Here is a 23,749-nt window from a genome sequence, read left to right on the forward strand (position 1 = left end):
GCAGCGATAGGTGGAAAATGGCGATCGTCGAGGCAGATACGGTGCGCGAGAGGCTGCAGCCGGAAACGGCGCCGCTGATCGTCCATATCGTGCGCCAGTTCCTACCCAACCGTGGCGGCCTGGAAGACGTCGTCGCCAATCTCGGCCGCCAGACCGTGCGCCGCGGTTATCGCGTCCGCGTCGTCACCCTCGATTCGCTGTTCACCGCGCCTGAAGACAGGCTGCCGCCGCGCGAGAATATCAACGGCATCGAGGTGGTGCGCATTCCCTGGTCCGGCAGCAGCCGTTATCCGCTGGCGCCGCAGGTTTTCCGCCATCTCGGCGATGCCGATCTCGTGCATGTCCATGCCATCGACTTCTTCTTCGATGCGCTCGCCTGGGGCCGGTTACTGCATGGCAAGCCGATGATCGTCACCACCCATGGCGGCTTCTTCCACACCAGGAAATACGCGACGATCAAGAAGATCTGGTTCCGGACGCTGACTCGCGCTTCGGCGCTGGCCTATCGGCGCGTCGTCTGCTGCAGCGCCTCCGACCTCAAGCAATTTGCCGAAATCGTTCCCGATAGCCTGCTGATCGAAAACGGCGCCGATATCGGCAAGTTCGCCGACGCCGCTTCGCGCCGGCCAAAACGCCGCGTCGTCACCATTGGGCGGTTCTCGGTGAACAAGCGGCTGGACCACCTGCTCGATGCAATGGGCGTGCTGAAGACCCGTGACCCGGAATGGCATCTCGACATCGTCGGGGCCGAATCCGACCTGAACCGGGCCGATGTCGAAGCCGCGATCGAAGACCGCAAGCTTTCCGGCCGCGTCACCCTGCACGTCTCACCCGACAACGGCGCCATCCGGCGCATCATCGCCGAGGCCTCGCTCTTTGCTTCCGCCTCGGAATATGAAGGTTTCGGCCTGGTGGCGCTGGAGGCGATGAGCGCCGGCCTGCTGCCGGTGCTGAACGCCAACGACGCCTTTACCACGCTTGCCGGCCGGCATCCAGTCATCCGGCTTGCCGATTTCACCAATCCAGAGACCGCCGCGACAGTTATCGAAGCGGCCTATGACGCTCTCGCACGCCAACCGGACGTCGTCCGAACCAAGCTTCTCGACGCCGCCCGCGGCTATTCCTGGGACATCGTTGCCGGGCGTTACATCGATCTCTATCGGTCGCTGAACGTCACCGCCGCCGACCGGATCTGATCCTAAAATCCCTCACGCCATCGCTAAGCGGATGATCTCGTCGAGCACGAATTTGCGCGATTGCGGCGGCGTCAGATTGTGGTCGGCATCCGGCAGCATCAGCAGCCGTACATTCGGATAGCGGGAAAGCTTGGCGCCGCGCGGCCCGAAATGGAAATAGACGTGGTCGAGCCCGACATCACCCTCGCTGTAGATCAGCGTCAGCGGCACCTTGCGCTTGGTAAACAGCGCGAAGGAATGCCGAACTTCGCGGGCAATATGGCGCCGGTCGGGAAGCAGCTCGAGCAGCGGCGCGATCCACGGCGACAGACGCCGGCCGCCGGCGATGACGATATTCTGCACCGCCGACACCACATCCACCTGACCGCTGATGAGCCGTTTCAGCGTGTCGATCCGCGCCAGGCGCTGACCGTAATCATCGAGGCTGCGGGGAACCGAGACGACATGCTCCTTGCGCACCGGTATCTCAGGGTCCCAGTAATAGACGAAGGGATTGATCGAGACGACCGCCTTCAAGCGCTCGTCGGTGACGCCGGCGCGGAAGGCGACATAACCGCCGCTGCATCGGCCGGCCACCATGATCGGACCGGCGACGATACTTTCGAGCAGATCGAGCGAGGCGACCGCATCCGCGGTCTGCGTATCCGAATAAAGCACCTGTTCCGGCGCATCCGGCCGCGGCGGGCTGTCCCCGACATTGGCGGAATCGAAGCGCAGCGAAACGACGCCCTGGCGGGCGAGTTCGCGCGCCATATCCACCGTCGTGCGTCCCCAGCCCGCATGCCGGTCATAGGCCGTCGACAGGAAGAGTACGGCATTGCCCTTGATCTCGCCGAGCGGCCGGCTGACGACGCCGACCAGATGATCGTGGCTGCCGAAACGCACCGGCGTTTCGGTAAAACCCTCGCCGGCAAGCGGCGGGCTCTCGATCACATCAGGCGAGTGGGGGGCGGATGTCTCCGTCGTCGTCGCCTCCAGCCAGGCCCTCAACCGCTCGACGACACCGGTCGGCGTCTTGGCAAACAGCGGATTGGTGGCGAGCTCGTCATAACCTTCGAAAACCGTCTGTTCGACGTCGGCGCCAAGCGCCTTCAGCGCATCGGCAAAGCCGCTATCATCGGCCCTGGCGGGACGCTCGAGGATCAGATAGCGCGACGCGGCAAGCCCCTGCGGCGAGGCGATGTTAAGCTTGCCAAGTTCGGCGGCGATCTCCTCGGGCATGACCAGCCCGGCAATCTGCACCTTCGCGGTCTGGACATGCTCCTTGCCGAGGCCGAGATCGGCATCGATGATCTTGGACCACATGTTGAGTTCGCGCAGATAGGCCCGGCCGCTCAGCACCGGCGCCAGCATGACGAGGCTGTCGACACCTTCGATCGAGGCGCCGATGCGATGGGCAAGCGTAGCGCCGAGGCCCTGTCCGATGAGGATGATGCGGTCGCAGCCGGAGAGCGATTTCAGCTCGGCGGCGGCGGCGCGGATCGAATTTTCCCAGGTTTCCAGCCGTGCCGGCAGCGCCCCGAAATCGAGCGCATCGCCGGTGCCGCGATAGTCGAAGCGCAGGCTCGGCATGCCGATATCGGCGAAATGCTCGGCCGCGACGCGGAAAAATTTGCGGCTGCACATTTCCTCGAAACCCCAGGGGCTGACGAACAGCACGGCGGCCGAACGCTTGTTGACCTCGGGATTTTCGGGCATGAACAGCCCGATCGTGCCGGCGAAGACGACAGGCAGGGCAGCGCTGCGTCCGGCGCCCTCGGCCGGGTCGAGCGAAAATTCGCCCGGCGCGACCTTGGCGCGGTCGGGATCGCCGGGAAGCCGCGGCGCGATGAAATTGATCGCGTGTCCCACAGGCCGCCGCAGCACGGGCGGCATCTTCTCGAGAATGGCGCGCATGACCTCGACATCCTCGGCCGGCACGGCGCGCAACACGCGCAGTGCGGCGAAATAGCAGAATGTGCCGGCGATGATCGCGGCGACGAGGCCGATCGGACCCTGGACGAATTCCAGCACGGAGATCGCTCCACAAGCACAGAGCACGGAGGCGAGCATCACCTTCGTCAGGCTTGTGTAGAGACTCGAGAGCTGGGATCCGAATCCTGTCTGTCTGATCATCATCACCGACATTGCAACGAAGACGAGAATGCGCACGAATGCGGCACCTTCTGCGGCAAGCCTAGGTACGATCAGTAAACAACCCGCTACCATCAGCAGGCCACCTATCACGCTGATCTTGAGGCGGGAGCGGGCCCGGTCCATCGACAGCAGATAGAGGCTGAGGATCTGCATGAAAGTATAGGCGGGCGCGACCAGCGCAAGCAGCGCCACCACCGTTCCGCTGCGGCGGAACGCTTCGCCGAACACCACCAGCACCAGTTCGCTGGAGATCGCGGCAAGCCCGAGGCTCATCGGCAGCACGATATAGGCCATGCTGCGGGTGACCGCGGCAAAAACCTCGACCGGCAAGGTCGAATCGTCGCTGTTGTGGCGCCGCTCGGAATAATAGGGCAGCAGGCTGCCGGTCATCTGGATCGGCAGTTGCAGGGCGATATTGGCGATCGACAGGCCGACGGCATAATAGCCGACCATCTCCACCGACCAGAATTGCTGCAGGAAGAGCAGTTCGAGCCGGTTGAGGAAGATCGAATCGATGATGAACTGGATCGACAGGATGACGGAGGAGGAGGCTAGATATTTCAGCGAGACCCCGCACCAGTCGCGCCGCGCCAGCAGGATCGGCAGCGTGGCGAAAAACAGCACGAGCTGGCCGAGCGCATAACCGACGAGAACGCCCTCGACGCCATAGAAAACGGCGCCGGCGGCAACACCGGCAAGCTGCACGATCGAGACGGCGACCGTCAGCTTGAAGAAGGCGCCGAGTTTTTTTTCGCCGATCAGGTAGAATTTGACGAAGGATCCGATCGCCTGGATGAAGAACAACACGCCGGTGACCAGAGCGACGGACGGCGCAGTCTCCGCCCAGTGCATCTTCTCGGAAGTCAGGAAGAACAGGGCATAGAGCGCCAACAGCGCGACGGTCGAAAACATCATGAAGCTGACGAGGATGGCGGCAAACCCCCGCCGGCGGCGTGCGTCGTAACCTTCCGCCGAAAGCTGCGGCAGGGTCTTCAAGAGCGTGATGCTGGAGCCGAGCTCGGCAATCGAGGCGCCCGTGACCACCAGCCAGAGGGAAAAAGCGACGATGCCGTTGGCTTCCGGCCCGAGCAGCCGCGCGGTTATGATCGAGGACACGAAGCCCGTCAGAAGCAGCAGCATGCCCGCCGCCGCATTCATCACCGAATTTGCGATAATACCCTTCGACATCTATCCATCCGCCAGGATCGGCCTAAAGCAGGCTACCCGCCATCTCTAATGCGAAAATGTTAAAATAAAGCGGAGTAGCGACCTCAGCTTAGCTGGCCTGCATCGCCGCCAGCGTCTGGAGCGCCTTGTCATAGCTGTTCTCCGCGAGGTATCGCAGCAGAAACGCCCGCGCCTTCTCGGCCTTCTCCCGTGCAAGCTCGGGCGCGCGGAAGATATCCCGGAGATGCGCGGCCGCCGCTTGCGGAGAGGGATCGGCCCAGACCGCGCCTTCGAGCCCGGCAAATTCCGGGTGGGTGTCGACCACAGGAATGAGGGGAGAGGCGACCTGCCAGCTATTATCAGGATCGCAGAAATCCACTGTTCCCGACCAAGCCGTGGAAATAACCGGCGTGCGCTGCATGATCGCCTCGGCAACCGTCAGCCCGAAACCCTCAGAACGATGCAGCGAAAGATAGGCTTGGGAAGAACGGATGAGGCCGTTGATATCGGCGTTCGACAACCTGTCGGTGACGATCCTGATCCGGCTGTTGCCGGCGACCGAATCGACCAATTCCCGCAGGCCTTCATCCTTGTTCACATCACCGCTGGCCTTCATCAACAGGAAGGCGCTTGGGCATTCGGCGGCAAATATCCTGAAGGCCTCGATGACGGCCCGCGGATTTTTCCGGTTGATCGAGGAGCCGGCGCTGAAGATGAAGCTGACGAGAAAAGCGTCCTTCTCGATGCCGAACCTCTCCCGCATGCCTTCCGTCGCCGGCGCCTCGGTCACCGGATGCGGAACGACGATGACGGGCGCCTTTGTGAGCGGCGCAATCGCCCGGCGGGTGAATTCGGACGGCACGAAGACGGCATTCATGTAGTGCATCGCATTGCGCCATTCCGCCGGCGCGACTTCAAGCTCCCAGGCGAAATATCCGATATTGAAGGCGTGGGTGAAATTTCCAGCGCCCTTCTTCAGGATGGCGCGCGGCAGCATCGGCGGATTGAGGTGCCAGATCCGGCTTCCCGGCGGCTCGGTGGCGAGAGGCGACGGCGTCCATCCGGCGAAGGCATTGGCGTCGGGATGCGTGCTGACATCGGAGAGCGATATCGCCCGCCCCACCTCAGACAGAGCGCCGGCGCAAAGCCTTGCCGATTCGCCCACGCCGACCGCCATCGAGAGATAGCCGACGATTTCCACCGGCTTGCGCGGATTGAAGGCAAGAGGCGAGCGTGGGATCAGCCGCTGCAGGAGGTGGGCACGGAGAAAGCGGTATATCGTTCTCAAATCACGGTCTTTCTCAATGGATCGGCATCGTCATTGGCGGGGGCGTCACCCCCAGAGCATGATGCCGAAAAGTCTGCGCGGTTTTCGGACGACAGCATGCTCTATCTCTTTTCTAGAGCGCGACGCGATGCGAACTGCCTAAACTTCTGATCTCGCCCGCAGGCGGGATATCGTTCTCCGCGCCAGGGAGCGCATGAAGCTTCACGCGCCGCAATGCGCCGGGAGCGAGATGGAACCAGTCGTCGTCGGCGCGGTAGCCTTCGGCGTCGATATGCACCGATTGCGCCAGCCGGTCGGTCCTCAGATCGACGAACCAATCCTCGCCGTCTCTGCCGAGTGTTGCTTCGATAGCTGCGTCATGCAGCGCCTTTCCCCGTCCGCAGGGAAAGTGAAAGCTTTCCGCCAGAATGGCGCCGTCTGTCAGCGAGCGCAGGCGTGCGACACTTGCATCATGCGACGGCGGCCCGAAACGGAAGGCATAGGTCGTATCGAAAAAGGCGCCGAACAGTGCGGTGCAGGCCAGACGCTCCGTGTCCCTTGCCGCCAGCTTGAAGGCCCGGCTGCCGCTGACGACCTGCTGTTTTCCCGCGCGCAGGCAGGCGACTTCGAGTTCCACGTCGAGTGCGGCATCCGTCTCGTTCAGAACATGCACGTCGAGACCGTTGGTTCCCTCGTCTGTGAAGACCACCTGAACCGGCCGGAATGCACGGCGCATCGCATACCAGACCGGCTTCGGCTCTCCGGTGGAATCGATCACCCCCCAGCCGGGGCCGGGCAGCAGGTCCTGCAGGGTCCAGACGAGTGCGCCATTGCAGGCGGAGCCCTTGCGCCGCCATTCAGCAAAAGTCTCCTCGATCACCTCGCAGGTCGCGGCGCGGGAGAGATCGAGATAGCGTTCCGGATCTTCGCGGCGCAGCTCAGCCGGATCGAAACCGTAGAGAAGCTGCAGGTAGAAATCGCGAACATCCTCGAAATCCCAGGAGGCACTGCGGTCGCGCGGCACCCGGGCCTTCCAGAGCGGGCTATGGACAGCCGGCACATCGAGATGACGCTGCAGCGTCCTTTGCTGCGGCACATGCGCAAAGGCGAGGCTTTCGGACGCAAACCGCACGTCGGCACGGCGCGCGTCGGCAAGCGGCCGCATATAGGCGCCGACGCCGTAATAATGGGCGATACCGGCATTCGGTGAAAAGGGCATCGCTCCGCCATAGGGCGAGTTCGGCACATAGGGCACGTCGGGACGCATGCGCGTAGCAATGGCCGGGATGACCTCATCGGTAACAGGCCCGCTCCAGAATTCCATGGGCAGGCCGAGCATCGCCGCCTGCTGATGGACTTCGCTGCCACCGCAGAGCACGGCGAGCGAAGGCGACGCCCGGACGCCGTGCAGGAATTCTTCGACCTCCGCATGCACATGGCCGAGAAAGGCTTTGTCGTTGCGCGGATAGTCGAAATTGGCGAACATGAAATCCTGCCAGACGAGCAGGCCGAGCTCGTCGCAGAGCGCGAAGAAATCTGATGTCTCATAGGCCATGGTGCCGCCGATGCGGATCATGTTCATGCCGGCTTGCGCCGCAAGCCGCAGGAACGGCTCATAATCGGCCCGCCCGCCCGGCAGCCGCGCGATATCGGCCGTCGTCCACACCGCGCCGCGGCAGAAGATGCGTTCGCCGTTGACGGTGAGTGCGAAGTCGTCGCCATCGGCGCCGCGGTCGACGTCGATCCGCCGGAAGCCGGTTGTGCCGAGCGGATATTCCACGCCGTCGGAAATGAGCGTCAGCTCATGGAGACGCGGGACGCCATGCGTATGCGGCCACCAGGGTTCGATATCGGGAAGCTTGAGGATAGCCGAGTAATGATTGTCGCCGATCTTCTCGAAGGGCTGCTCCATGCCGCCGCAGCGCAGCAGCATTGCCGGCTCTTCGGCATTGCTGTGGAGGGAGACGCTGAGGCGGCCGACGCCGCTCTCGTCCAACACGGCGCGGATGGAGACATTGTCGATCGAGACGGGATTGCGCCGCACCAGCGAAATCGGTCGCCATGGCCCGACGGCATGAATGTCAGGGCACCAGCCCGGCATATGGCCGAGCAGCGTCGTGCGGAAATTCTTGAGACCCGCCGGCGTGATCATCTGCGGCCGCCAGCGGGCGCGCGGGCCGGGCTCTGACAGGCGGGGGCCGAGCGCCCGGAAACACAGCGCCAGCTCGTCGCCGCCCGTCAGCGTCACCGGAATCTCGTGCGCCGTGAACATGCTTTCGGAAAAGAGGATTTCCTGGCCGTTGAGGAAGACATGGCAAAGTGTGGCAAGCCCTGCAAACCGCAGGATCGCCTCGCCGGGTTCGGCATCGAACAGCCGGCAAAGATACCAGGCATCTCTGGTGTTCAGCGGCTCAGGATTTTCCCGGTCGAAGAGACCGGCCCTTTCGAGTGCCGCGGCGACAGTGCCGGGAACGGGCGCGGGAATGAACTGCGCGGAAAGGTGAATGTCGTGCGGCACCGCGCAGGCGCCCGGCTCCGTCAGGATGAGGTTCCAGCCTTCGGAAAGCAGACTTTCCTCGGAACCGATGCTTGCCAAACGCCCCCGCATGGTCAGATCTCCGGCTTCAGATTCGCCCCGCAAGCGACGCCATCATGGCATCCCATGCATCGGCGGCCGGATCAAGGGCTGCCTGCAGCGGCTCGAACTTCCTGCGGGCAATGGCGCGGGCAAGCTGGAACTGCACGGATTTCGCCGCGTCCGAAATGCGCCGGGCATGCTCGGCGGCTTCAGCGAATTCATCGGGGGAAAGCCAGGTGAGGTGATCGGCCGCCAGCTCGAAATTGGCGCCCACCTGGCGAAGCGTGTTGAAGGCGTATTTGTGGAAAAAGCCGAACGGCCGTTCCGCCACCGCTTCCACTTGCTGCGGAAAGACGGTTGCAAAGGCGCGGATCGGATTTTCGCCGGGGCGCCGGGCAAAATGAATGCCCACGAGCCGCCGCGCGGTCTCCCGCAGATGCGCTTCATCCGCCGGCTTTTCCGGGAACCGCGCAAATTCGGTATAGGGCAGGAACGGCGGATCGTTTTCCGTCAGGTGCAGCTGGAACAGCCCGTCGAAATCCTCGCCTTCAAGGCGGAAATAACCGGCATTGTGAAAATAATCGACGCGCTTGGCCGCAATGTCCAGCCGGTTGATCGCAACCGTCGTCTTGCCGTGCTCCTGCCGGTAGGCGGTGCCGCGCGTATCCGGCATGTAGAAGGAATCCATCTCGATCAGGCAGAGACGACCCCGCGCGATCTGTACCTCGACGTGCCGTTCGACACGGTCATAGATGGCAAGTTCGGTGGCGCGGATGCCGTAGAGCGCTTCGAGGTCTTCGAGCGGCACCTTGAAGAAGGTGAACTGGTCGCCCTCGAAATCCTGCGTCAGGGTAAAACCCAGCATCGCCTCAGGCGCGACACCCGATGATGCCAGCACCTCGATCCAGAGATCGGCATAGCAATTGGTTTCCGGCCAGGCGCGCTCGCCGGCATGCAGCGCATGCGCCCGATAGGTTTCCGGGTCGATACCCGAAAATACCGATGTCATCGACCGGCTCAGCCCCACAACGTTTTCCGCACACTGGCCGGCCATTCCTTCACGTCGAGCCCGTGATGGTGGAACAGCGCAAGCGCGATGCGTTCCAGTCCGAAGCCGACGCAAGCCGTGTGCGCGACGCTGCCGTCTTCGAGATTGAGACCCCATTTCGTGCCGAAGGCATCCTGATGGTAGTTGAAGCTCATGCAGGCGGTCGGATTGGCGGTCGAGGTGATCGGGATCAGCAGTTCGAACTTCAGGTTCTGGTCACGCTGATTGTTGACGAGCATCTTGCCGGCGCGGCCGAAGAACGGATCGTTGGCGATATCGATCGTCACGTCGAGACCGACGGTCTTCATCATCTCGACGCCGCGATCCATCCAGCGCTGGCGGAAATCGGTGACGTGCTGCTCGGTGCCCATGCAGATGTATTCACGCATACGAAACAGCTGCTGGCGGGCCGGATCCTTCGACGGCTCGTGGCGGAAGCAATAGGATTGCAGGTCGAACAGGCCGCCGGTCTTCGGCAGGTTGCCGCGCTTGGCGATCGTCGGATAGAGCGGATAGCAGGCTGCCGGCGTCAGCACGATGTCGGTCGCCTCCTGCCCCTTGGTCCAGTCCTCGCCGACTTCCATGCATTGCAGCAGGCTGACATGATCGAGTTCGCTGCCGCAGAAGCTATGCACCGTGCCGGCAAGCTGCGGAAAGCTCTTCATGTAGCCGCTCTTTTCGAAGAAGGCGCGGTTCATGCCGGGGGGAAAGCGCATGGCCTCCGCACCGTCGGCGCCACCGACCTTGTCGATCAGGCGCTCGAAGGCAGCGATCACCTCTTCGAACTGGCCGCTGCGACCATAGAGCCCGTCGATGCCCGTATCGATCAGCAGGCCGGCTTCGAAAAGCCGGTCGAGAAACGAGGTCTGCATATCCATGACTGTCACCCCAGTAGGCTAGTGTCCTGCTTGTGGACAAGAAGCATGCTCGACGTATTGCCGAGGATGCGGTCGTTCGAGATCATGAGCTGCGCGGAATGCGCGTCGCGCAGATGGCGTCCGAGGCTGAAGGGCGTGCCGTTCTTGTAACCCATGATGCCGCAGATCAGCATGGCATGGTTGACGATCTCCAGGATCGTCTCGGACGAGGCGATCTTGACGTTGTTCATCGCCACGGCAAAGCCCATCGAGGACAGCCTGTCATTATCGGCTTTGGCATCCTCATAGGCCTTCAAGCCGGCAACCACATTGGATTTGACCATCTGCAGCAGGTTCGAAACTTCGGCAAGGCGCAACGCACCCGGCGGCTGGGCATCCGGCGCCTTGCGGGCGGCGGCGCGCACGAAAGCCTGGGCGCGGGCGACCGCATCGACCGCGATGCCGTACCAGACGCCGCTCCACAACAGGTGCGAAGAGGCGAGCATCGATTGCGCCGCGATCTCGGCGAAAGGCTTCGGCAGGATCTGACGCGCCGGCGCTTCGCCTTTGAAAAGGAAGCCGTCGGAGCAGGTGCCGCGCATGCCGAGCGTATTCCAGGCATGCGTTTTCTCGAGCGTGTACTGGTCCTTGAGGAAGGCCGTCAGCACCTGATCGGAGGACGCTGCCTGCGGATGGCTGCGCGAGGTGATGAGGATGGCATCGGCATGCGAACCGTAGGAAATCACGGTCGCGTCCTTTTCGAGGCGGCAGGTATCGCCGTCGACTTCGACCGCACAAATGCTGTTGCGCAGGTTTCCGCCGATACCGCCTTCGGTGGTCGCGGACGCGATCAGCAGCTGGTCGGCAGCGATGGCGTGCATGAAACTGCGATGCCATTCGCTGTCGGCGCCGTGTTCGACGAGGCTCGACAGTTTGATGTGGTGCATGGCGAAGACCATGGCGCTTGCCGCGCAAGCCTGGCCGAGCATCGAGCACAATTCGGCGATCTCGGTGATCGAGGCGGATTCACCGCCGAGATGGCGCGGCACCTGGATGCCGAGCAGCCTTTCGGCCTTCATCGCATCCACGGCTTCCCGAGGGAAACGGCCTTCGAGATCGACGGCATCGGCATGTTTGGCCGCGATTTCGGCGACACGAGCGACCCTTGCGACAAGACCGTCCTGCATGATCTTGACGGGGAAGTTCATCAGGCGACCTTCCGGCTGTCCTGGATGAGATCGACGGTCTTGGCGATGGCCGAAATGCTCGCGAAAGATTTGCGGTTCAGGAGATTGTCGGGAAATTCGATGTCGAACGCCTCTTCGAGGCCGAGCATCAGCTGTACTGAGGCAAAGGAGGTCAGACCTGCCGCATAAAGATCGGCGTCGTCGGCGACCTGGTCGATCGCGACAGGAAGCTTGCCGAATTTGGCTACGAGGTCGCGGATTGTCGTATTCATCCCATCACTCCAAGATTCTCATGATCCCGAACCGGCGTTCATCGCCTTGTCATGAGCGTTCTTTTAGTGCGGAAAACAGAACATTCCGCTAATTTGTCTGGTTAAATATGACTGTTGCCCATAGTTAGGATTTTAGCGATCCCGGAGCCAAAGGTGAAAATATCTCTTATATTCCAATTCTTTAAAGCCGACTTGTCGTCGGCGCTCGACGCGATTTCGGGCCTCACGAGTACAGAAATGACACGGAAAGCACCGCTTCATGTCAATCGGCGGGCGGGTAGGAATGCTCGCCGCCGCGATAGTCCGAGACGGAATAACATCCCTCACCCATCGCCCGAACGGTGCTTCCGCTGACGACGGCCTTGCCGTGCCCGCCGGGGATATCGAGGATGTAGGTCGGCTGGCAGAGGCCGGAAATCCGCCCGCGCAGCGCGGCGACGATCCTCTGCCCCTCCTCGATCGTCAATCTGAAATGACCGGTGCCGGGCGCCAGATCAGGATGATGCAGGTAATAGGGTTTGACGCGGATTTCGACGAAAGCCTTCATCAGTTCTGCAAGCACGTCGGGATCGTCGTTGATGCCCTTGAGCAGCACCGACTGGCTGACCATGGCGATGCCGGCATCGACGAGACGGGCGCAGGCCGCGCGCGCGTCGCTCGTCAGTTCGCTGACATGATTGGCGTGCAGCGCCACATAAACCGTCTTGCCGCTCGCCTTCAGCGCCGCGATCAGTGCCGCATCGATCTTCCCGGGATCGACGACGGGAACGCGGGTGTGGAAACGCACGATCTTCACATGCGCGATTTCCCCAAGCACCTCCATGATCTCGCGGAGCCGGCGCGGGGAAAGCACCAGCGGATCGCCACCGGTGAGGATGACCTCCCAGATTTCCTGATGGCTGCTGATATAGTCGAAGGCTGCCTGCATCGCCGCCGCATCGAGCGTGCCGAGGCCCTGCGGCCCCACCATTTCGCGTCGGAAGCAGAAACGGCAATAGACCGGGCAGACATGCACGGCCTTGAGCAGCACGCGGTCGGGATAGCGATGGACGATGCCCTCGACCGGGCTATGGGCATGATCGCCGATCGGATCGGCGCGTTCTTCGGGCGCGACCGTGAGTTCGGCGGCATCGGGCACGAATTGCCGTGCGATCGGATCATCAGGATCGGCTCGATCGATCAGCCTGGTGACGACAGGCGTCAGGGCGATCGCGTAACGCGCGGCAACCGCCTCGAGCGCCGCGCGATCGGCCGGCGCGGCAAGCCCCGCCTTCACGAGATCGTCGACACTCTTGATCGGCTTGACGGCATTCATCTTCCGTACTCCGCAACCGGCGCCCAGAGCACCTGATCGATGCGCGCTGCGCCCGTCGCCAGCATCACCAGCCGGTCGAAGCCGAGCGCGATGCCGCTTGCCTCAGGCATCAGCGACAGCGCAGCGAGGAAATCCTCGTCGAGCGGATAGGTCTCGCCGTAGACACGCGCCTTCTCGGCCATCTCGACCTCGAAGCGCCGCCGCTGTTCGCCAGCATTGGTCAGCTCGCCGAAGCCGTTGGCAAGCTCGACCCCGCAGGCATAGAGCTCGAAACGTTCGGCAACCCGGGGGTCGCGCGCCGAGGGACGCGCAAGTGCCGCCTCCGAGACCGGATATTCGTCGAGGATGGTGATACGGCCGAAGCCGAGATGCGGCTCGATCTTTTCGACCAGCACCCGGCTGAAAAGATCGGCCCAGCCATCGTCATCGGCAACACGCATGCAGACGCGCTTCATCTCGGCGGCGAGATGATCGCGATCGGTCGAACCGTCGGCGGCGACCGAGGCGAGAAGGTCGATGCCGGCATGCCGCTCGAAGGCTTCGGCAACACTGATCCGCTCCGGCCCGGCGAAGGGATCGCTCTCGCCGCCGCGATAGGCAAGGGTCCCGGTCTTCACGGTTTCGGCCGCAAGCGCCAGGATCCGCACGCAATCCATCATCAGGCTCTCATAGCTTTCGCCGGCCCGATACCATTCGAGCATGGTGAATTCGGGGTGATGCAGCGGCCCGCGCTCGCGATTGCGATAGACATGGGCAAAACACGAAATGCGTTCTTCGCCCGCCGCAAGCAGCTTCTTGCAGGCGAATTCCGGCGAAGTGTGCAGGTAGAACGGCGCCTTCTGCCCGTCCGTCGTCAGCGCTTCGGTGGCGAAGGCGTGCAGATGCGCCTCGTTGCCCGGAGAGACCTGCAGCACCGCCGTATCCACCTCGATGAAATCCTCGCGCGCAAAAAAACCGCGCAACGCCGCCTGGATCGCATTGCGCCCGAGCAGAAAGGCACGGCGATCGGCATGCACGGACGGGGTCCACCAGGGGGACGCTTTGGCCGAAGAGTTCATTCCAAGCTTTCTTCGCCGGAGAAGCCGGTATGGGGATGGCTATTTCCCGGATTTTAGGTTAGTTGCGCCCCAAAGAAAAATATTTCCGTCTTGGAGGCTCGACAGTCCTCTACGACGCCGAAAGCCGAGTTACAAGGAAGTCTTATGGTCAAGGTCATCGCCTCTTCAGTCCGCAAGGGCAACGTTCTCGACGTCGACGGCAAGCTCTACGTCGTCCTCACCGCCCAGAACTTTCATCCGGGCAAGGGCACGCCGGTCACCCAGGTCGACATGCGCCGCATCGTCGACGGGGTGAAGGTTTCCGAGCGCTGGCGCACCACCGAACAGGTCGAACGCGCCTTCGTCGAAGACGTGAACCATCAGTTCCTCTACGAGGACGGCGAAGGCTTTCACTTCATGAACCCTGGAAACTACGATCAGGTCGTCGTCGATGTCGAGACGATGGGTGACGATAAGGCTTATCTGCAGGAAGGCATGACCTGCGTTCTGTCCATGCATGAAGGCATTGCGCTGGCGATCCAGATGCCGCGCCATGTCACGCTCGAAATCACCGAGACGGAACCGGTCGTCAAGGGCCAGACGGCATCGTCCTCCTACAAGCCGGCCATGCTGTCGAACGGCGTGCGCACCATGGTGCCGCCGCACATCAATGCCGGCACCCGCGTCGTCATCGCCACGGAAGACAATTCCTACGTCGAACGCGCCAAGGATTGATCCCTGGTTTGCATCTCTACAGAAGGCCGGTTCCGACCGGCCTTTTTTGTATCCGCCAATATCAAAGATGCGGGTTGCGCGGCCGGTATTTCCGCACGAGCTTCTGGTTGATCTCGGCAGCACCCGGCATGTTGGCGCTGAGATAGACCGGCGCATCGCCTGATTTCGAAAGTTCCGAGGCGACCTCCGCGAAGATCGCATTGATGACCGTTACCCCGACCGCCGTCGAGACCGGCCCGACCCGAAGTCCCGTGCCTTCGAGATCGATAACGGCATCACCCGGCGGCAGCCCGTTGTCGAGCACCACATCGGCGACGTCGGCGAGCCGCCGGCGGCCATTGGCGATCGCCGAGGAATAGGCGATCGAGGTGATGGCGATCACCTTTGCGCCGATTTCGCGCGCATAATCGGCGGCCTCGATCGGCGCGGCGTTCACGCCCGAATTGGAGGCGATGACGATGACATCGCCCGGCTGCATGCCGTAACGTTCCAACATCGGCCGCACTAGGCCCTGTGTGCGCTCATAGACCGAGCTGATGACCGCACCCTCATGCAGCATGGCCGAGCCGACGAGCACCGGCACGGTGAAGGCGAGCCCGCCGGCGCGATAATGCACCTCTTCCGCCAGCATGTGCGAATGGCCGGTACCGAAGACATAGACGCGCTTGTCGCCGCGGGCAGCATCGAGGATGACTGCCGCTGCCTGCGCCATCGGCTCGGCAAGCGCCTGCTTCAGTTCCTCCAGCCGGCCGATCAGATTGGCGAAATAGGCATCGGTAATGTCGGTCATCCCGCTTCTCCTTGAGTTCAGGCCGCCTCGCCGCCAAGCCAGGTGGCGGTGACGGCAAGCGCATCTGTGAGATGCACGAGATCGGCGCGCGCGCCCGGTGAGAGATGGCCGCGATCGGCGAACCTCAGGAAACGCGCGGGATAAAGGGTCGCCATGCGTAAAGCCTCGGCGAGCGTCAGGTCGAGATAGGTGACGCCGTAACGGATCGTCGAGATCATGTCGACGTCGGAACCGGCCAGCGTCCCATCGGAAAGCACCAGCTTCGAGCAGAAGCCGCCCCTTTCGCGCCGGACGGTGCGCCCGTTCAGCGTGAACGAGTCCTTCTCGGACCCGACGAGCGACATGGCATCGGTGACGAAGAACAGCTTGCCTTCGCCGCGTTTGGCACGCAACGCCGTGCGCAAGGCTTTCGGGTCGACGTGATGGCCGTCGGCGATGATGCCGCACCAGACCGAGGGATGATCGATCGCGGCGCCAACGAGACCCGGCGCGCGATGCCCCATCTGGCTCATGGCGTTGAAAAGATGCGTGACGCCCCGCGCGCCGGCATCGAAACGTTCCTCCGCCGCCTCGCTCGAACAATCGGAATGGCCGATGCTGACCGTGACGCCGGCTTCTGCAAGTTCGCGCACCTGGGCAACCGTCACCTGCTCGGCGGCGATCGTGACGAGCAGCGTGCCGATCGCCTCGCGCGCTTGGATGAAGGCTTTGACGTCGCGATCCTCGACCGGCCGCATCAGTTCAGCGAGATGCGCGCCTTTGCGCGCCGGCGCCAGATGCGGGCCTTCCAGATGCAGACCGGCAACGCCGCGCTTTGCTTTCACCGCCTCCTTGGCCGCCTCGATCGCGGCAATGGAGGCCTCCGATGTATCGGTGATCAGCGTCGGCAGCAGCGACGTCGTGCCGTACGGCCGGTGCCCGCCGGCGATGATCTCCATCGAGGTGGCGGAAGGCTCGTCGTTCAGCATCCGCCCGGCGCCGCCATTGACCTGCGCATCGATGAAGCCGGCCGACAGGACACCGCCGGCAAGCGTTACCGTCTCGCCATCCGGCAGATCGCCTCTCCCGACGATGGCTTCGACACGGCCGTCGGCAACGAGAAGCGCCTTGTCGTCATGGAAGCGTTCGCCGTCGAAGATGCGGGCGCCGAGGAAGATCTTGCGGGCCATCAGACCGTCTCCGTCACCTTGAGCAGGTTCGCCGGCCTGTCGGGATCGAAGCCCTTGCGGCGCGTCACCGACTCGATCAGTCGGTAATAGACGAGCAGCGATACCAGCGGATCGACCAGACCGTTGCCCGTCGTCGGCACGCGCAGATTGATGCCGGAAAGCGGCTGTGCCGAGAAGCCGACGGTGGTGGCGCCGAGCTTCTGCAAACGCTCCAGGGCCTGGCTGTTGTTGGCGAAGGCCGCATCGTCGGGCGCAAAGGCGACAATCGGAAAGCCCGGCTGCACCAGGCGCATCGGACCGTGCATCAGTTCCGCCAGCGAAAAGGCCTCGGCATGCAGGCCGGAGGTTTCCTTGGCCTTCAGCGCCGCTTCGAGCGCGATCGCGAAGGCGGGGCCGCGGCCGGCCGTATAGAGCGAGGTCGCGTTGAAGAGAACGTCTTCGGCTGCCGCCGTGTCGATCCCGGCGGTTGCCGAAAGCGCCTCCGGCAGTTTGCCGAGTGCCGCCTGCAGGTCTGACGCGCCGCCGATCGCGGCCGTCACCCCGGACAGGGCGGCGACGGAGGCGATAAAGGACTTCGTCGCCGCGACGCTCTTTTCCGTGCCGGCATTGAGACCGAGAACGATATCGGCCTGTTTTGCAAGCGGACTGTCGATGACGTTGACGACGGCGATCGTCGTCGCCCCGCCCTTCTTCGCCGCTTCCTGAAGCGCGACGATATCGGGGCTGGCCCCCGACTGCGAAACGGTGAAGTGGACGCCGCCCTTCAGGTGCAGCGCGGCACCATAGACCGAAGCGATCGACGGACCCACCGATGCGACCGGAACGCCGCAGGTGATCTCGAAGAGATATTTGAAGAAGGTGGCGGCGTGGTCCGAGGAGCCGCGCGCCGCCGTCGTCACCACGCTCGGGCGGGCCGACGAAAACAACCGGGCGATCTCGGCAAAGACCGGCTTTTCCTTTTCGAGAAGGGTGGCCACCACCTCGGGCGATTGGCCGGCTTCCTGCAGCATCAGCGACTGGTTCTCACTCATAGGTCATCTCCGATTCTCAATTCTGCAACGAAATCATAGGCGTCCCCGCGGTAGTGCGAGCGGGTGTATTCGACGACGCGCTGGTCTTCCAGGCGCGAGACGCGTTCGATCAGAAGCGCCGGCGCGCCCGAGTTGACGTTCAGGATCGCCGCCGAGGACGGATCAAGCGTGACCGCCGTCAACCGCTGCAGTGCCCGCACCGGCCGGTGGCCGCTGGCCGTCAGCGCATCGTAGAGCGATCCTTCGCCACCGGCGTCGTCGCCTAGGAATTTGATCGGCACCACGGCGCGTTCGATCGCCAGCGGCAGGCCGTCCGCGAGACGCAGCCGGTCGAGCCGCAGCACCGGCTCGTCGCCGCCGAGACCGAGCAGGAAGGATTCCTCCGGCGACGGCCTATTGACCGCCCGCGACAATACCCGCGCAGCCGGCAGGCGCCCGCGCGAGCGCATGTCGGCGGAGAAGGAGGAAAGCCGCCAGAGCGACTGCTCCATGCGTTCCACCCTGCTCGAGACGAACGTACCGCTTCCGTGGCGCGATTCCAGTGCGCCCGACGCCATCAGATCGCGATAGGCCGTGCGCACGGTGACACGACCAAGTTTCAGAGCCTCGGCGAGGTCGCGCTCTCCCGGCAGCGCCGTGCCGGGCTTCAGCAGGCCTTCCTGAATGAGGCCGGTCAGCGCCTGCGCCAGCCGCTTGTAGAGCGGGCCGGTCAACGCCTGGTCACGCAGGCCGCGGCTGCTCAGCTCCGCTATCAGACTGGTTCTATCCATAGGCACGTAATAGAACCTATCTAGAACCAATCAGCAAGACGGAATCGCACGCCGACAAGAAAAAACCTCCCCGGGGACCGGAGAGGTTCATAGCGATCAAATCTGACAGCCGTGCGTCTGAAAAGACCGTCAGCTCTTGGTGAAGATATAGTCCGTCTCCTGGCGCAGCACTTCGCCGGGGCGCAGCACCGCATTCGGGAAACCTTCGTGATTGATGGCATCCGGCCAGACCTGCGTCTCCAGGCAGAAGCCGGCGAAGGGACCGTATTTACGCCCGCCAAGGCCGGGCGCCCCGGTATTGAGCTTGAAACCGGCATAGAACTGCACGCCTGGCTCCGTGCTGCGCACTTCCAGCGACACACCGGAATAGAGACTGCGGGCGAGCGCGACGCTGCGCTTGGCGGTGCGCTCGGGCGACAGGCAGAAATTATGGTCGTACAAAGCTTGCTCGCTGCCGACGAAACGCTTCATCGGCGCCATCTCGCGGAAATCGAATTCGGTGCCCGCGACGGAACGGATCTCACCGGTCGGCACCTGCCTCTCGTCGGTCGGCAGATAGTGATCGGCAGCGATCATGATGTCGTGGCCAAGCGCATCTTCACGGCCATCGAGATTGAAATAGGCGTGCTGGCAGACATTGGCGAGCGTCGGCTGATCGCTGGTCGATTCGTAAGTCACCGACAGTTCGCCGTTGCCGTGCACCCGGAAGGTTGCCTGGATCGTGCAATTGCCGGGATAGCCGGCGCGGCCATCGGGATCGACGATCTTCAGCACGACGCGGTCGACGTCATGCTCGACGATCGTCCAGTTGCGTTTGGCGATATTGTCGCTGCCGCCATGCAGATGCGTCACGCCGTTTTCATTCGGCTCCAGCTGATAGTCCTTGCCGTCGAGCGTGAATTTACCGCCACCGACACGATTGGCGCAGCGGCCGGGTGTCGCGCCGAAATAGGCCGAATGGAGGGGGTAGCTGTCGAAGTCGTCGAAGCCGAGCTGCAGCGGCGCCTCATGTCCCTCAAGGCGCAGATCCTGGATGACCGCCCCCCAGGTGATGATCTTGGCCGTCAGCCCGCCGCCCTTGATCTCGACGCGATAGACCGTCTCGCCTGCTTTCGTCTGTCCGAAAACTTCCCGCTCCAACTTATCCGACATGATCGACCGTCCGTTCTATTCCTGGGGTTTAAGCATGTCGCGCAAAAGTGTACAGCGGTTTTGCGATAACGACATGCGTAAAAACAAAGACTTAAAGCGCGGAGAGCGAATCTGAAAGATCGCGACGCGCTTTAGGAGCGGAACCTGCCCGCATTTGCTCCAAACCGCAACCGTGGGATCAGAAAGAAATGCCGCAGCGGTGACGCTGCGGCATCCGCTCTGCCACACTCAGAGATCCGTGCCGATCTCCTCCACATCGAAGGGCGTCGTCTGGTAGATTTCGTTGATCCAATTGCCGAACAGAAGATGCGCATGGCTGCGCCAGCGGTTCTGCGGCGCAAGTGCGGGATCATTATGCGGGAAGTAGTTGTGCGGCATCTTGATCGGCACGCCGGCATTGACGTCGCGGAAATACTCGTCGGACAGTGAGGTGGAATCATATTCGACATGGTTGAACATGTAGAGCCGCCGGCCCTTCTTCTCGTGCACGAGGCAGACGCCCATCTCACCTGATTCCATCAGGATCTCCAGGCTTTCGGATTTTTCGATATCGGCGCGGCGCACCTCGGTCCAGCGCGACACCGGGACTTCGAAATTGTCGGAAAAGCCGTTGAGATAGATGGAGGAAGGTTTCAGGTTCCGGTGGCGGTAGACGCCGAAGGCCTTCTCTTTCAGCTCGTATTTCGGAACGCCGTGGAAATGATAGATCGCCGCCATCGCGCCCCAGCAGACGTTCATCGTCGAATGGACATTCGTTTCCGTCCAGTCGAGGATCTGCTGCATTTCCGCCCAATAGGTGACGTCCTCATAGGGCAGAAGCTCGATCGGCGCCCCAGTGATGATGAAGCCGTCGAACTTGCGCTGCTTCACCTCTTCCCAGGTCTGGTAGAAGGAAAGCAGATGGTCTTCGGACGTGTTCTTCGCCTTGTGGCCGCCGATGCGGATCAGCGACAGTTCCACCTGCAGCGGCGAGGCGCCGACGAGGCGGGCCATCTGCAACTCGGTCTTGATCTTGTTCGGCATGAGGTTGAGCAGCCCGATCTGCAGCGGACGGATGTCCTGACGGATCGCCATCGTCTCGGTCATCACCCGCACACCCTCTTGAACCAGGGTTTCGAAGGCGGGCAGCGTATCGGGGATCTTGATGGGCATTGCGGTCACTCGATCAAAAATAAAAAACCGGCGGCGAAAAAAATCGCTACCGGTCCGCACGCGGCCCTTTAGCGACTTTTTTAACGTGGCTGCAAGCCGGCCGGCCAAATCACCACGGAGCACTTTAATTAGCTCCAGTCGGACCGCGAATCAATGGCGAATGCATGCAGGCGCAGCTCGTGCAAGCATCATCACACTTTAATGACTGATAGAATCTGTTGATAGACCGGTAACGCCACCATGTTAATAATAGGGGCATGGGCGATTTGGAAAAGCGTAATGGCAGATAAGACCGAGGGGAGGCCAGGAATCCGGAGGCAGGATAGGGTAGGGTATGATCTCAGCCTGACATATCGCCTCGGGGTGATGTTCTCAGCGTTCTGGAATTCGCAAGTGCGGGGCAAGGTGCTGTTTCTGGCGACCGTGCTGATCCTTGTTATCCTGGCGACGTCCTACGGCCAGGTCATCCTCAATGAATGGAATGCGCCCTTCTACGATTCGCTGGAGCGCCGCGACCTCGGCGAGTTCTTCCACCAGCTTGAAATCTTTGCGATGATCGCCGGCACGCTGCTGCTGCTCAACGTGCTGCAAGCCTGGCTGAATCAGATGACCGCGCTCTATATGCGCGAGGGCCTGTCGCGCGATCTCGTCGATCAGTGGCTGAAGCGCAAGCGGGCGCTGCGGCTCGCCTCCAGCGGCCTGATCGGCGTCAATCCGGACCAGCGCCTGCACGAGGATTCCCGCAATCTCGCCGAAAGCACGACAGGGCTGGTTCTCGGCCTGCTGCAATCGACCATTCTTCTGGTGAGCTTCATCGGCGTGCTCTGGGAGCTTTCGAGCGGCTTCATCTTCCGGATCAGCGGCCACAGCTTCTCCATTCCGGGTTACATGGTCTGGGCGGCGATTTTTTATGCCGCTTCCGCCTCGGTGCTGAGCCAGGTCGTCGGCCGCAAGCTGGTGAAGCTCAATGCCGACCGTTTCTCGAAGGAGGCCGAGCTTCGCTTCACCTTGATGCACGCCAACGAAAACATGCCGGCTATCACCGTCGCCCGCGGCGAGGAGAATGAGCGCCGGCGCATCAACACCGACATCAGCTCGGTGCTGAGGGTCGTCAAGCGGCTCGCCATGGCCAATACCAACCTCACCTGGGTTTCGGCCGGCTATGGCTGGCTGGTGATCGTCATCCCGATCATCGTCGCCGCCCCTGCCTATTTCTCCGGCGGCCTCACCCTCGGCCAGCTGATGATGTCGGTCGGCGCCTTCAATCAGGTCAATACGGCGCTGCGCTGGTACGTCGCCAATTTCGGCCCGATCGCCGAATGGCGGGCCACGCTGATGCGCGTCACCGATTTCCGCCAGGCGTTGGTCGACATGGAAGAGGACTTCGACCTCAAGGACAGCATCGCCTATGAAAACACCGCGGCCGACACGCTGACGCTGAAGGATATCGTCATCGTCGCCAAGATCGGCGAAGAGATCGACGAATGCGGCGGCTTCCGTCTGCGTGAAACCGATGTCGTGATCAAGGCCGGCGAAAAGATCATGATCAACGGCGATCACAGCGTCAACCGCAAGCTGCTGTTCCAGGCGATGGCCGGCCTCTGGCCGTGCGGCAGCGGCACGATGGGCCTGCCGCCGATCGACGACATGCTGTTCGTTCCGCAGATCGCCTATGTTCCCGGCGGCACATTGCGCGAGGCGCTGGCCTTCCCCGAAAGTGCTGATGCCTATCAGAAGGCGGATATCGAGGCGGCTCTCGAAAAGGCCGGCCTGCATTCGCTGATCGCAAGGCTCGATACCCGCGCCCGCTGGGACAAGCTGCTCGACAGCGACGAGCAGAAGGCGATCGGTTTCGCCCGCCTGCTGCTCGTGCGCCCGCGCTGGATCATTTTCGACGAAGTGCTGGAAGGCATGGAGCCGGAATGGCAGGAAACCATGGCCAAACTGCTCACCACACTGCCTGAAAGCGGCATGATCTATATCGGCCGTTCCGAGGCCTATCTCGAGGCGCTGAAGCCGCGCGTCTTGCATCTGCAGGCGCTGCCGTCAAAATCCGAGGAACCGCCTGTCGCCCAGACCGGCGCCAGCGCCAGTGCAGGCGCTGCTGCCGTCCCGGCGCCGGCGCTCTAAGCCGGCCGATCACATCGGCGGCGTGATGCCATTGAGACCGACGGCCACCTGGCTGGCCGAGATGCTGCCGTCCGCCGCCTTCTCACCGGTGACGATGACGCCGGCGCCGCTCTTCAGATCATCTTTGGTCGCCGGTGCCAAGGTCACGATCGGTGTCGCTTCGGCGATCGTGATGGTTTTTTCCTTGCCCTGATAGGTCAGCGTGATCGTGTGTCCGTCGACGGATTTGACGGCATTGCTGACGGTCGCGTTGGTCATCTGGCTGTTCGGCTGCGCATCCCAGGGGCGATTGCCCTCGCCGGTTCCCTTCATCGACGCCGGAAAGATCAGCACCTCGATCGCGCCATCCGGACCAGTACCTTTCGGGAGCGAGGCGACGCCGACGAAATCGCCGGGCTTGATATCCTCGACCGAGGCTTTTTTGACGCCACCGACTTTCCAACCGACTTTCAGCGTGATCGTCGCATCGCTGCCTTCGCGCGTCTTGACGACGAGCTTATCGCCGCTGAGGCTTTCGATGGCGCCGCGAACGCGAACACGGTTGCTATCCTGTGCCTGTACGGCCTGCGATGCGGCAAGCGCGGCGAGGCCGCCAGCGGCAAGTGCCATGAGAATTCTGGAATGAGGCTTGCGAGACATATGACTTTTCCTTGTCGCCCTTGCGATCGGCAATATCCCTACAGCGCCGCGCGTTTTTTCAGATGCGCAAAAAGGACGCTGTAACACTTGGATTTGCTGCCGGAGCGCACCCTATGCCGCG

At 62.5% G+C, this 23,749-nt stretch carries 19 protein-coding genes and 1 riboswitch; of the genes, 3 read left to right on the forward strand and 16 right to left on the reverse strand.

Features of this window, described 5'->3' with window-relative positions; all coding sequences use genetic code 11:
• Positions 1–17 precede the first annotated feature (17 nt).
• The gene (locus QMO82_RS22105) at positions 18–1,196 is read left to right on the forward strand and encodes a glycosyltransferase family 4 protein (RefSeq protein WP_183608737.1); all 1,179 of its coding nucleotides are present in this window, start codon (positions 18–20) and stop codon (positions 1,194–1,196) included.
• Between the two features lie 12 nt (positions 1,197–1,208).
• Here QMO82_RS22105 and QMO82_RS22110 read toward each other — a convergent pair whose 3' ends face one another.
• From QMO82_RS22110 to epmA, 9 genes are all read right to left on the reverse strand, one after another.
• Positions 1,209–4,520, reverse strand: coding sequence for an alpha/beta fold hydrolase (locus QMO82_RS22110; RefSeq protein ID WP_183608544.1), 3,312 nt, complete (start codon positions 4,518–4,520; stop codon positions 1,209–1,211).
• An 88-nt stretch (positions 4,521–4,608) separates the two neighbouring features.
• A complete protein-coding gene (locus QMO82_RS22115) occupies positions 4,609–5,787 on the reverse strand; it encodes a glycosyltransferase family 4 protein (protein ID WP_183608543.1) in 1,179 nt (392 codons plus the stop codon).
• A gap of 112 nt (positions 5,788–5,899) precedes the next feature.
• Positions 5,900–8,374 (reverse strand): glycoside hydrolase family 2 protein, encoded by a 2,475-nt coding sequence (locus tag QMO82_RS22120; protein WP_183608542.1) that lies wholly within the window; start codon positions 8,372–8,374, stop codon positions 5,900–5,902.
• A gap of 16 nt (positions 8,375–8,390) precedes the next feature.
• On the reverse strand, positions 8,391–9,371 hold the full coding sequence (locus tag QMO82_RS22125; RefSeq protein ID WP_183608541.1) for a DUF1839 family protein: 981 nt from the start codon (positions 9,369–9,371) through the stop codon (positions 8,391–8,393).
• Entirely contained in the window at positions 9,362–10,270 is a 909-nt protein-coding gene (locus QMO82_RS22130) for an amino acid--[acyl-carrier-protein] ligase (protein ID WP_183608540.1), read from the reverse strand. The genes QMO82_RS22125 and QMO82_RS22130 overlap by 10 nt, the downstream gene beginning before the upstream one ends.
• Positions 10,271–10,275: 5 nt before the next feature.
• Positions 10,276–11,457, reverse strand: coding sequence for an acyl-CoA dehydrogenase family protein (locus QMO82_RS22135; RefSeq protein WP_183608539.1), 1,182 nt, complete (start codon positions 11,455–11,457; stop codon positions 10,276–10,278).
• Positions 11,457–11,708 carry an acyl carrier protein gene (locus QMO82_RS22140; protein ID WP_183608538.1) on the reverse strand — a complete coding sequence of 84 codons (252 nt, stop codon included), beginning with the start codon at positions 11,706–11,708 and terminating at the stop codon, positions 11,457–11,459. Before QMO82_RS22140 ends, QMO82_RS22135 begins: the two co-directional genes overlap by 1 nt.
• 262 nt (positions 11,709–11,970) lie before the next feature.
• Positions 11,971–13,023 (reverse strand): lysine-2,3-aminomutase-like protein, encoded by a 1,053-nt coding sequence (locus QMO82_RS22145; RefSeq protein WP_183608537.1) that lies wholly within the window; start codon positions 13,021–13,023, stop codon positions 11,971–11,973.
• On the reverse strand, positions 13,020–14,081 hold the full coding sequence (epmA, locus tag QMO82_RS22150; RefSeq protein WP_183608536.1) for an EF-P lysine aminoacylase EpmA: 1,062 nt from the start codon (positions 14,079–14,081) through the stop codon (positions 13,020–13,022). Before epmA ends, QMO82_RS22145 begins: the two co-directional genes overlap by 4 nt.
• Positions 14,082–14,225: 144 nt before the next feature.
• On the opposite strand from epmA, the gene efp reads away from it, so the two are divergent.
• Positions 14,226–14,795, forward strand: a complete 570-nt coding sequence (gene efp, locus QMO82_RS22155) for an elongation factor P (protein WP_028758989.1) — start codon at positions 14,226–14,228, stop codon at positions 14,793–14,795.
• A 61-nt stretch (positions 14,796–14,856) separates the two neighbouring features.
• On the opposite strand, the gene QMO82_RS22160 is transcribed toward efp, so the two are convergent.
• The 6 genes from QMO82_RS22160 to metA all read right to left on the reverse strand — a co-directional run bounded on the left by QMO82_RS22160 (position 14,857) and on the right by metA (position 20,859).
• A complete protein-coding gene (locus QMO82_RS22160) occupies positions 14,857–15,585 on the reverse strand; it encodes an SIS domain-containing protein (RefSeq protein WP_183608535.1) in 729 nt (242 codons plus the stop codon).
• A 17-nt stretch (positions 15,586–15,602) separates the two neighbouring features.
• Positions 15,603–16,754 (reverse strand): N-acetylglucosamine-6-phosphate deacetylase, encoded by a 1,152-nt coding sequence (nagA, locus tag QMO82_RS22165; protein WP_183608534.1) that lies wholly within the window; start codon positions 16,752–16,754, stop codon positions 15,603–15,605.
• Complete coding sequence (locus QMO82_RS22170; protein WP_183608533.1) at positions 16,754–17,785, reverse strand: SIS domain-containing protein; 1,032 nt, start codon at positions 17,783–17,785, stop codon at positions 16,754–16,756. Before QMO82_RS22170 ends, nagA begins: the two co-directional genes overlap by 1 nt.
• Positions 17,782–18,555, reverse strand: a complete 774-nt coding sequence (locus QMO82_RS22175; RefSeq protein WP_183608532.1) for a GntR family transcriptional regulator — start codon at positions 18,553–18,555, stop codon at positions 17,782–17,784. The genes QMO82_RS22170 and QMO82_RS22175 overlap by 4 nt, the downstream gene beginning before the upstream one ends.
• A gap of 129 nt (positions 18,556–18,684) precedes the next feature.
• On the reverse strand, positions 18,685–19,707 hold the full coding sequence (locus QMO82_RS22180; RefSeq protein WP_183608531.1) for an aldose epimerase family protein: 1,023 nt from the start codon (positions 19,705–19,707) through the stop codon (positions 18,685–18,687).
• Positions 19,708–19,935: 228 nt separating this feature from the next.
• On the reverse strand, positions 19,936–20,859 hold the full coding sequence (metA, locus tag QMO82_RS22185) for a homoserine O-succinyltransferase (protein ID WP_183608530.1): 924 nt from the start codon (positions 20,857–20,859) through the stop codon (positions 19,936–19,938).
• A 48-nt stretch (positions 20,860–20,907) separates the two neighbouring features.
• Positions 20,908–20,985: riboswitch (SAM riboswitch) on the reverse strand.
• A gap of 114 nt (positions 20,986–21,099) precedes the next feature.
• Here metA and QMO82_RS22190 point away from each other — a divergent pair.
• Entirely contained in the window at positions 21,100–22,989 is a 1,890-nt protein-coding gene (locus QMO82_RS22190) for an ABC transporter ATP-binding protein/permease (RefSeq protein ID WP_183608529.1), read from the forward strand.
• A 9-nt stretch (positions 22,990–22,998) separates the two neighbouring features.
• Here QMO82_RS22190 and QMO82_RS22195 read toward each other — a convergent pair whose 3' ends face one another.
• The gene (locus tag QMO82_RS22195; RefSeq protein WP_183608528.1) at positions 22,999–23,628 is read right to left on the reverse strand and encodes a hypothetical protein; all 630 of its coding nucleotides are present in this window, start codon (positions 23,626–23,628) and stop codon (positions 22,999–23,001) included.
• Positions 23,629–23,749 lie beyond the last annotated feature (121 nt).

Origin of the sequence: Rhizobium sp. BT04, assembly GCF_030053135.1 — a bacterium.
Taxonomy (GTDB): domain Bacteria; phylum Pseudomonadota; class Alphaproteobacteria; order Rhizobiales; family Rhizobiaceae; genus Rhizobium; species Rhizobium binxianense.

What these genes read in the sequence shown, in the direction of transcription:
- QMO82_RS22105 (WP_183608737.1), top strand. Translation starts at nt 18, where the DNA reads ATGGCGATCGTCGAGGCAGATACGGTGCGCGAGAGGCTGCAGCCGGAA.
- QMO82_RS22110 (WP_183608544.1), bottom strand. Translation starts at nt 4,520, where the DNA reads ATGTCGAAGGGTATTATCGCAAATTCGGTGATGAATGCGGCGGCGGGC.
- QMO82_RS22120 (WP_183608542.1), bottom strand. Translation starts at nt 8,374, where the DNA reads ATGCGGGGGCGTTTGGCAAGCATCGGTTCCGAGGAAAGTCTGCTTTCC.
- QMO82_RS22130 (WP_183608540.1), bottom strand. Translation starts at nt 10,270, where the DNA reads ATGGATATGCAGACCTCGTTTCTCGACCGGCTTTTCGAAGCCGGCCTG.
- QMO82_RS22135 (WP_183608539.1), bottom strand. Translation starts at nt 11,457, where the DNA reads ATGAACTTCCCCGTCAAGATCATGCAGGACGGTCTTGTCGCAAGGGTC.
- QMO82_RS22140 (WP_183608538.1), bottom strand. Translation starts at nt 11,708, where the DNA reads ATGAATACGACAATCCGCGACCTCGTAGCCAAATTCGGCAAGCTTCCT.
- QMO82_RS22145 (WP_183608537.1), bottom strand. Translation starts at nt 13,023, where the DNA reads ATGAATGCCGTCAAGCCGATCAAGAGTGTCGACGATCTCGTGAAGGCG.
- epmA (WP_183608536.1), bottom strand. Translation starts at nt 14,081, where the DNA reads ATGAACTCTTCGGCCAAAGCGTCCCCCTGGTGGACCCCGTCCGTGCAT.
- efp (WP_028758989.1), top strand. Translation starts at nt 14,226, where the DNA reads ATGGTCAAGGTCATCGCCTCTTCAGTCCGCAAGGGCAACGTTCTCGAC.
- QMO82_RS22160 (WP_183608535.1), bottom strand. Translation starts at nt 15,585, where the DNA reads ATGACCGACATTACCGATGCCTATTTCGCCAATCTGATCGGCCGGCTG.
- nagA (WP_183608534.1), bottom strand. Translation starts at nt 16,754, where the DNA reads ATGGCCCGCAAGATCTTCCTCGGCGCCCGCATCTTCGACGGCGAACGC.
- QMO82_RS22170 (WP_183608533.1), bottom strand. Translation starts at nt 17,785, where the DNA reads ATGAGTGAGAACCAGTCGCTGATGCTGCAGGAAGCCGGCCAATCGCCC.
- QMO82_RS22175 (WP_183608532.1), bottom strand. Translation starts at nt 18,555, where the DNA reads ATGGATAGAACCAGTCTGATAGCGGAGCTGAGCAGCCGCGGCCTGCGT.
- QMO82_RS22180 (WP_183608531.1), bottom strand. Translation starts at nt 19,707, where the DNA reads ATGTCGGATAAGTTGGAGCGGGAAGTTTTCGGACAGACGAAAGCAGGC.
- metA (WP_183608530.1), bottom strand. Translation starts at nt 20,859, where the DNA reads ATGCCCATCAAGATCCCCGATACGCTGCCCGCCTTCGAAACCCTGGTT.
- QMO82_RS22190 (WP_183608529.1), top strand. Translation starts at nt 21,100, where the DNA reads ATGTTAATAATAGGGGCATGGGCGATTTGGAAAAGCGTAATGGCAGAT.
- QMO82_RS22195 (WP_183608528.1), bottom strand. Translation starts at nt 23,628, where the DNA reads ATGTCTCGCAAGCCTCATTCCAGAATTCTCATGGCACTTGCCGCTGGC.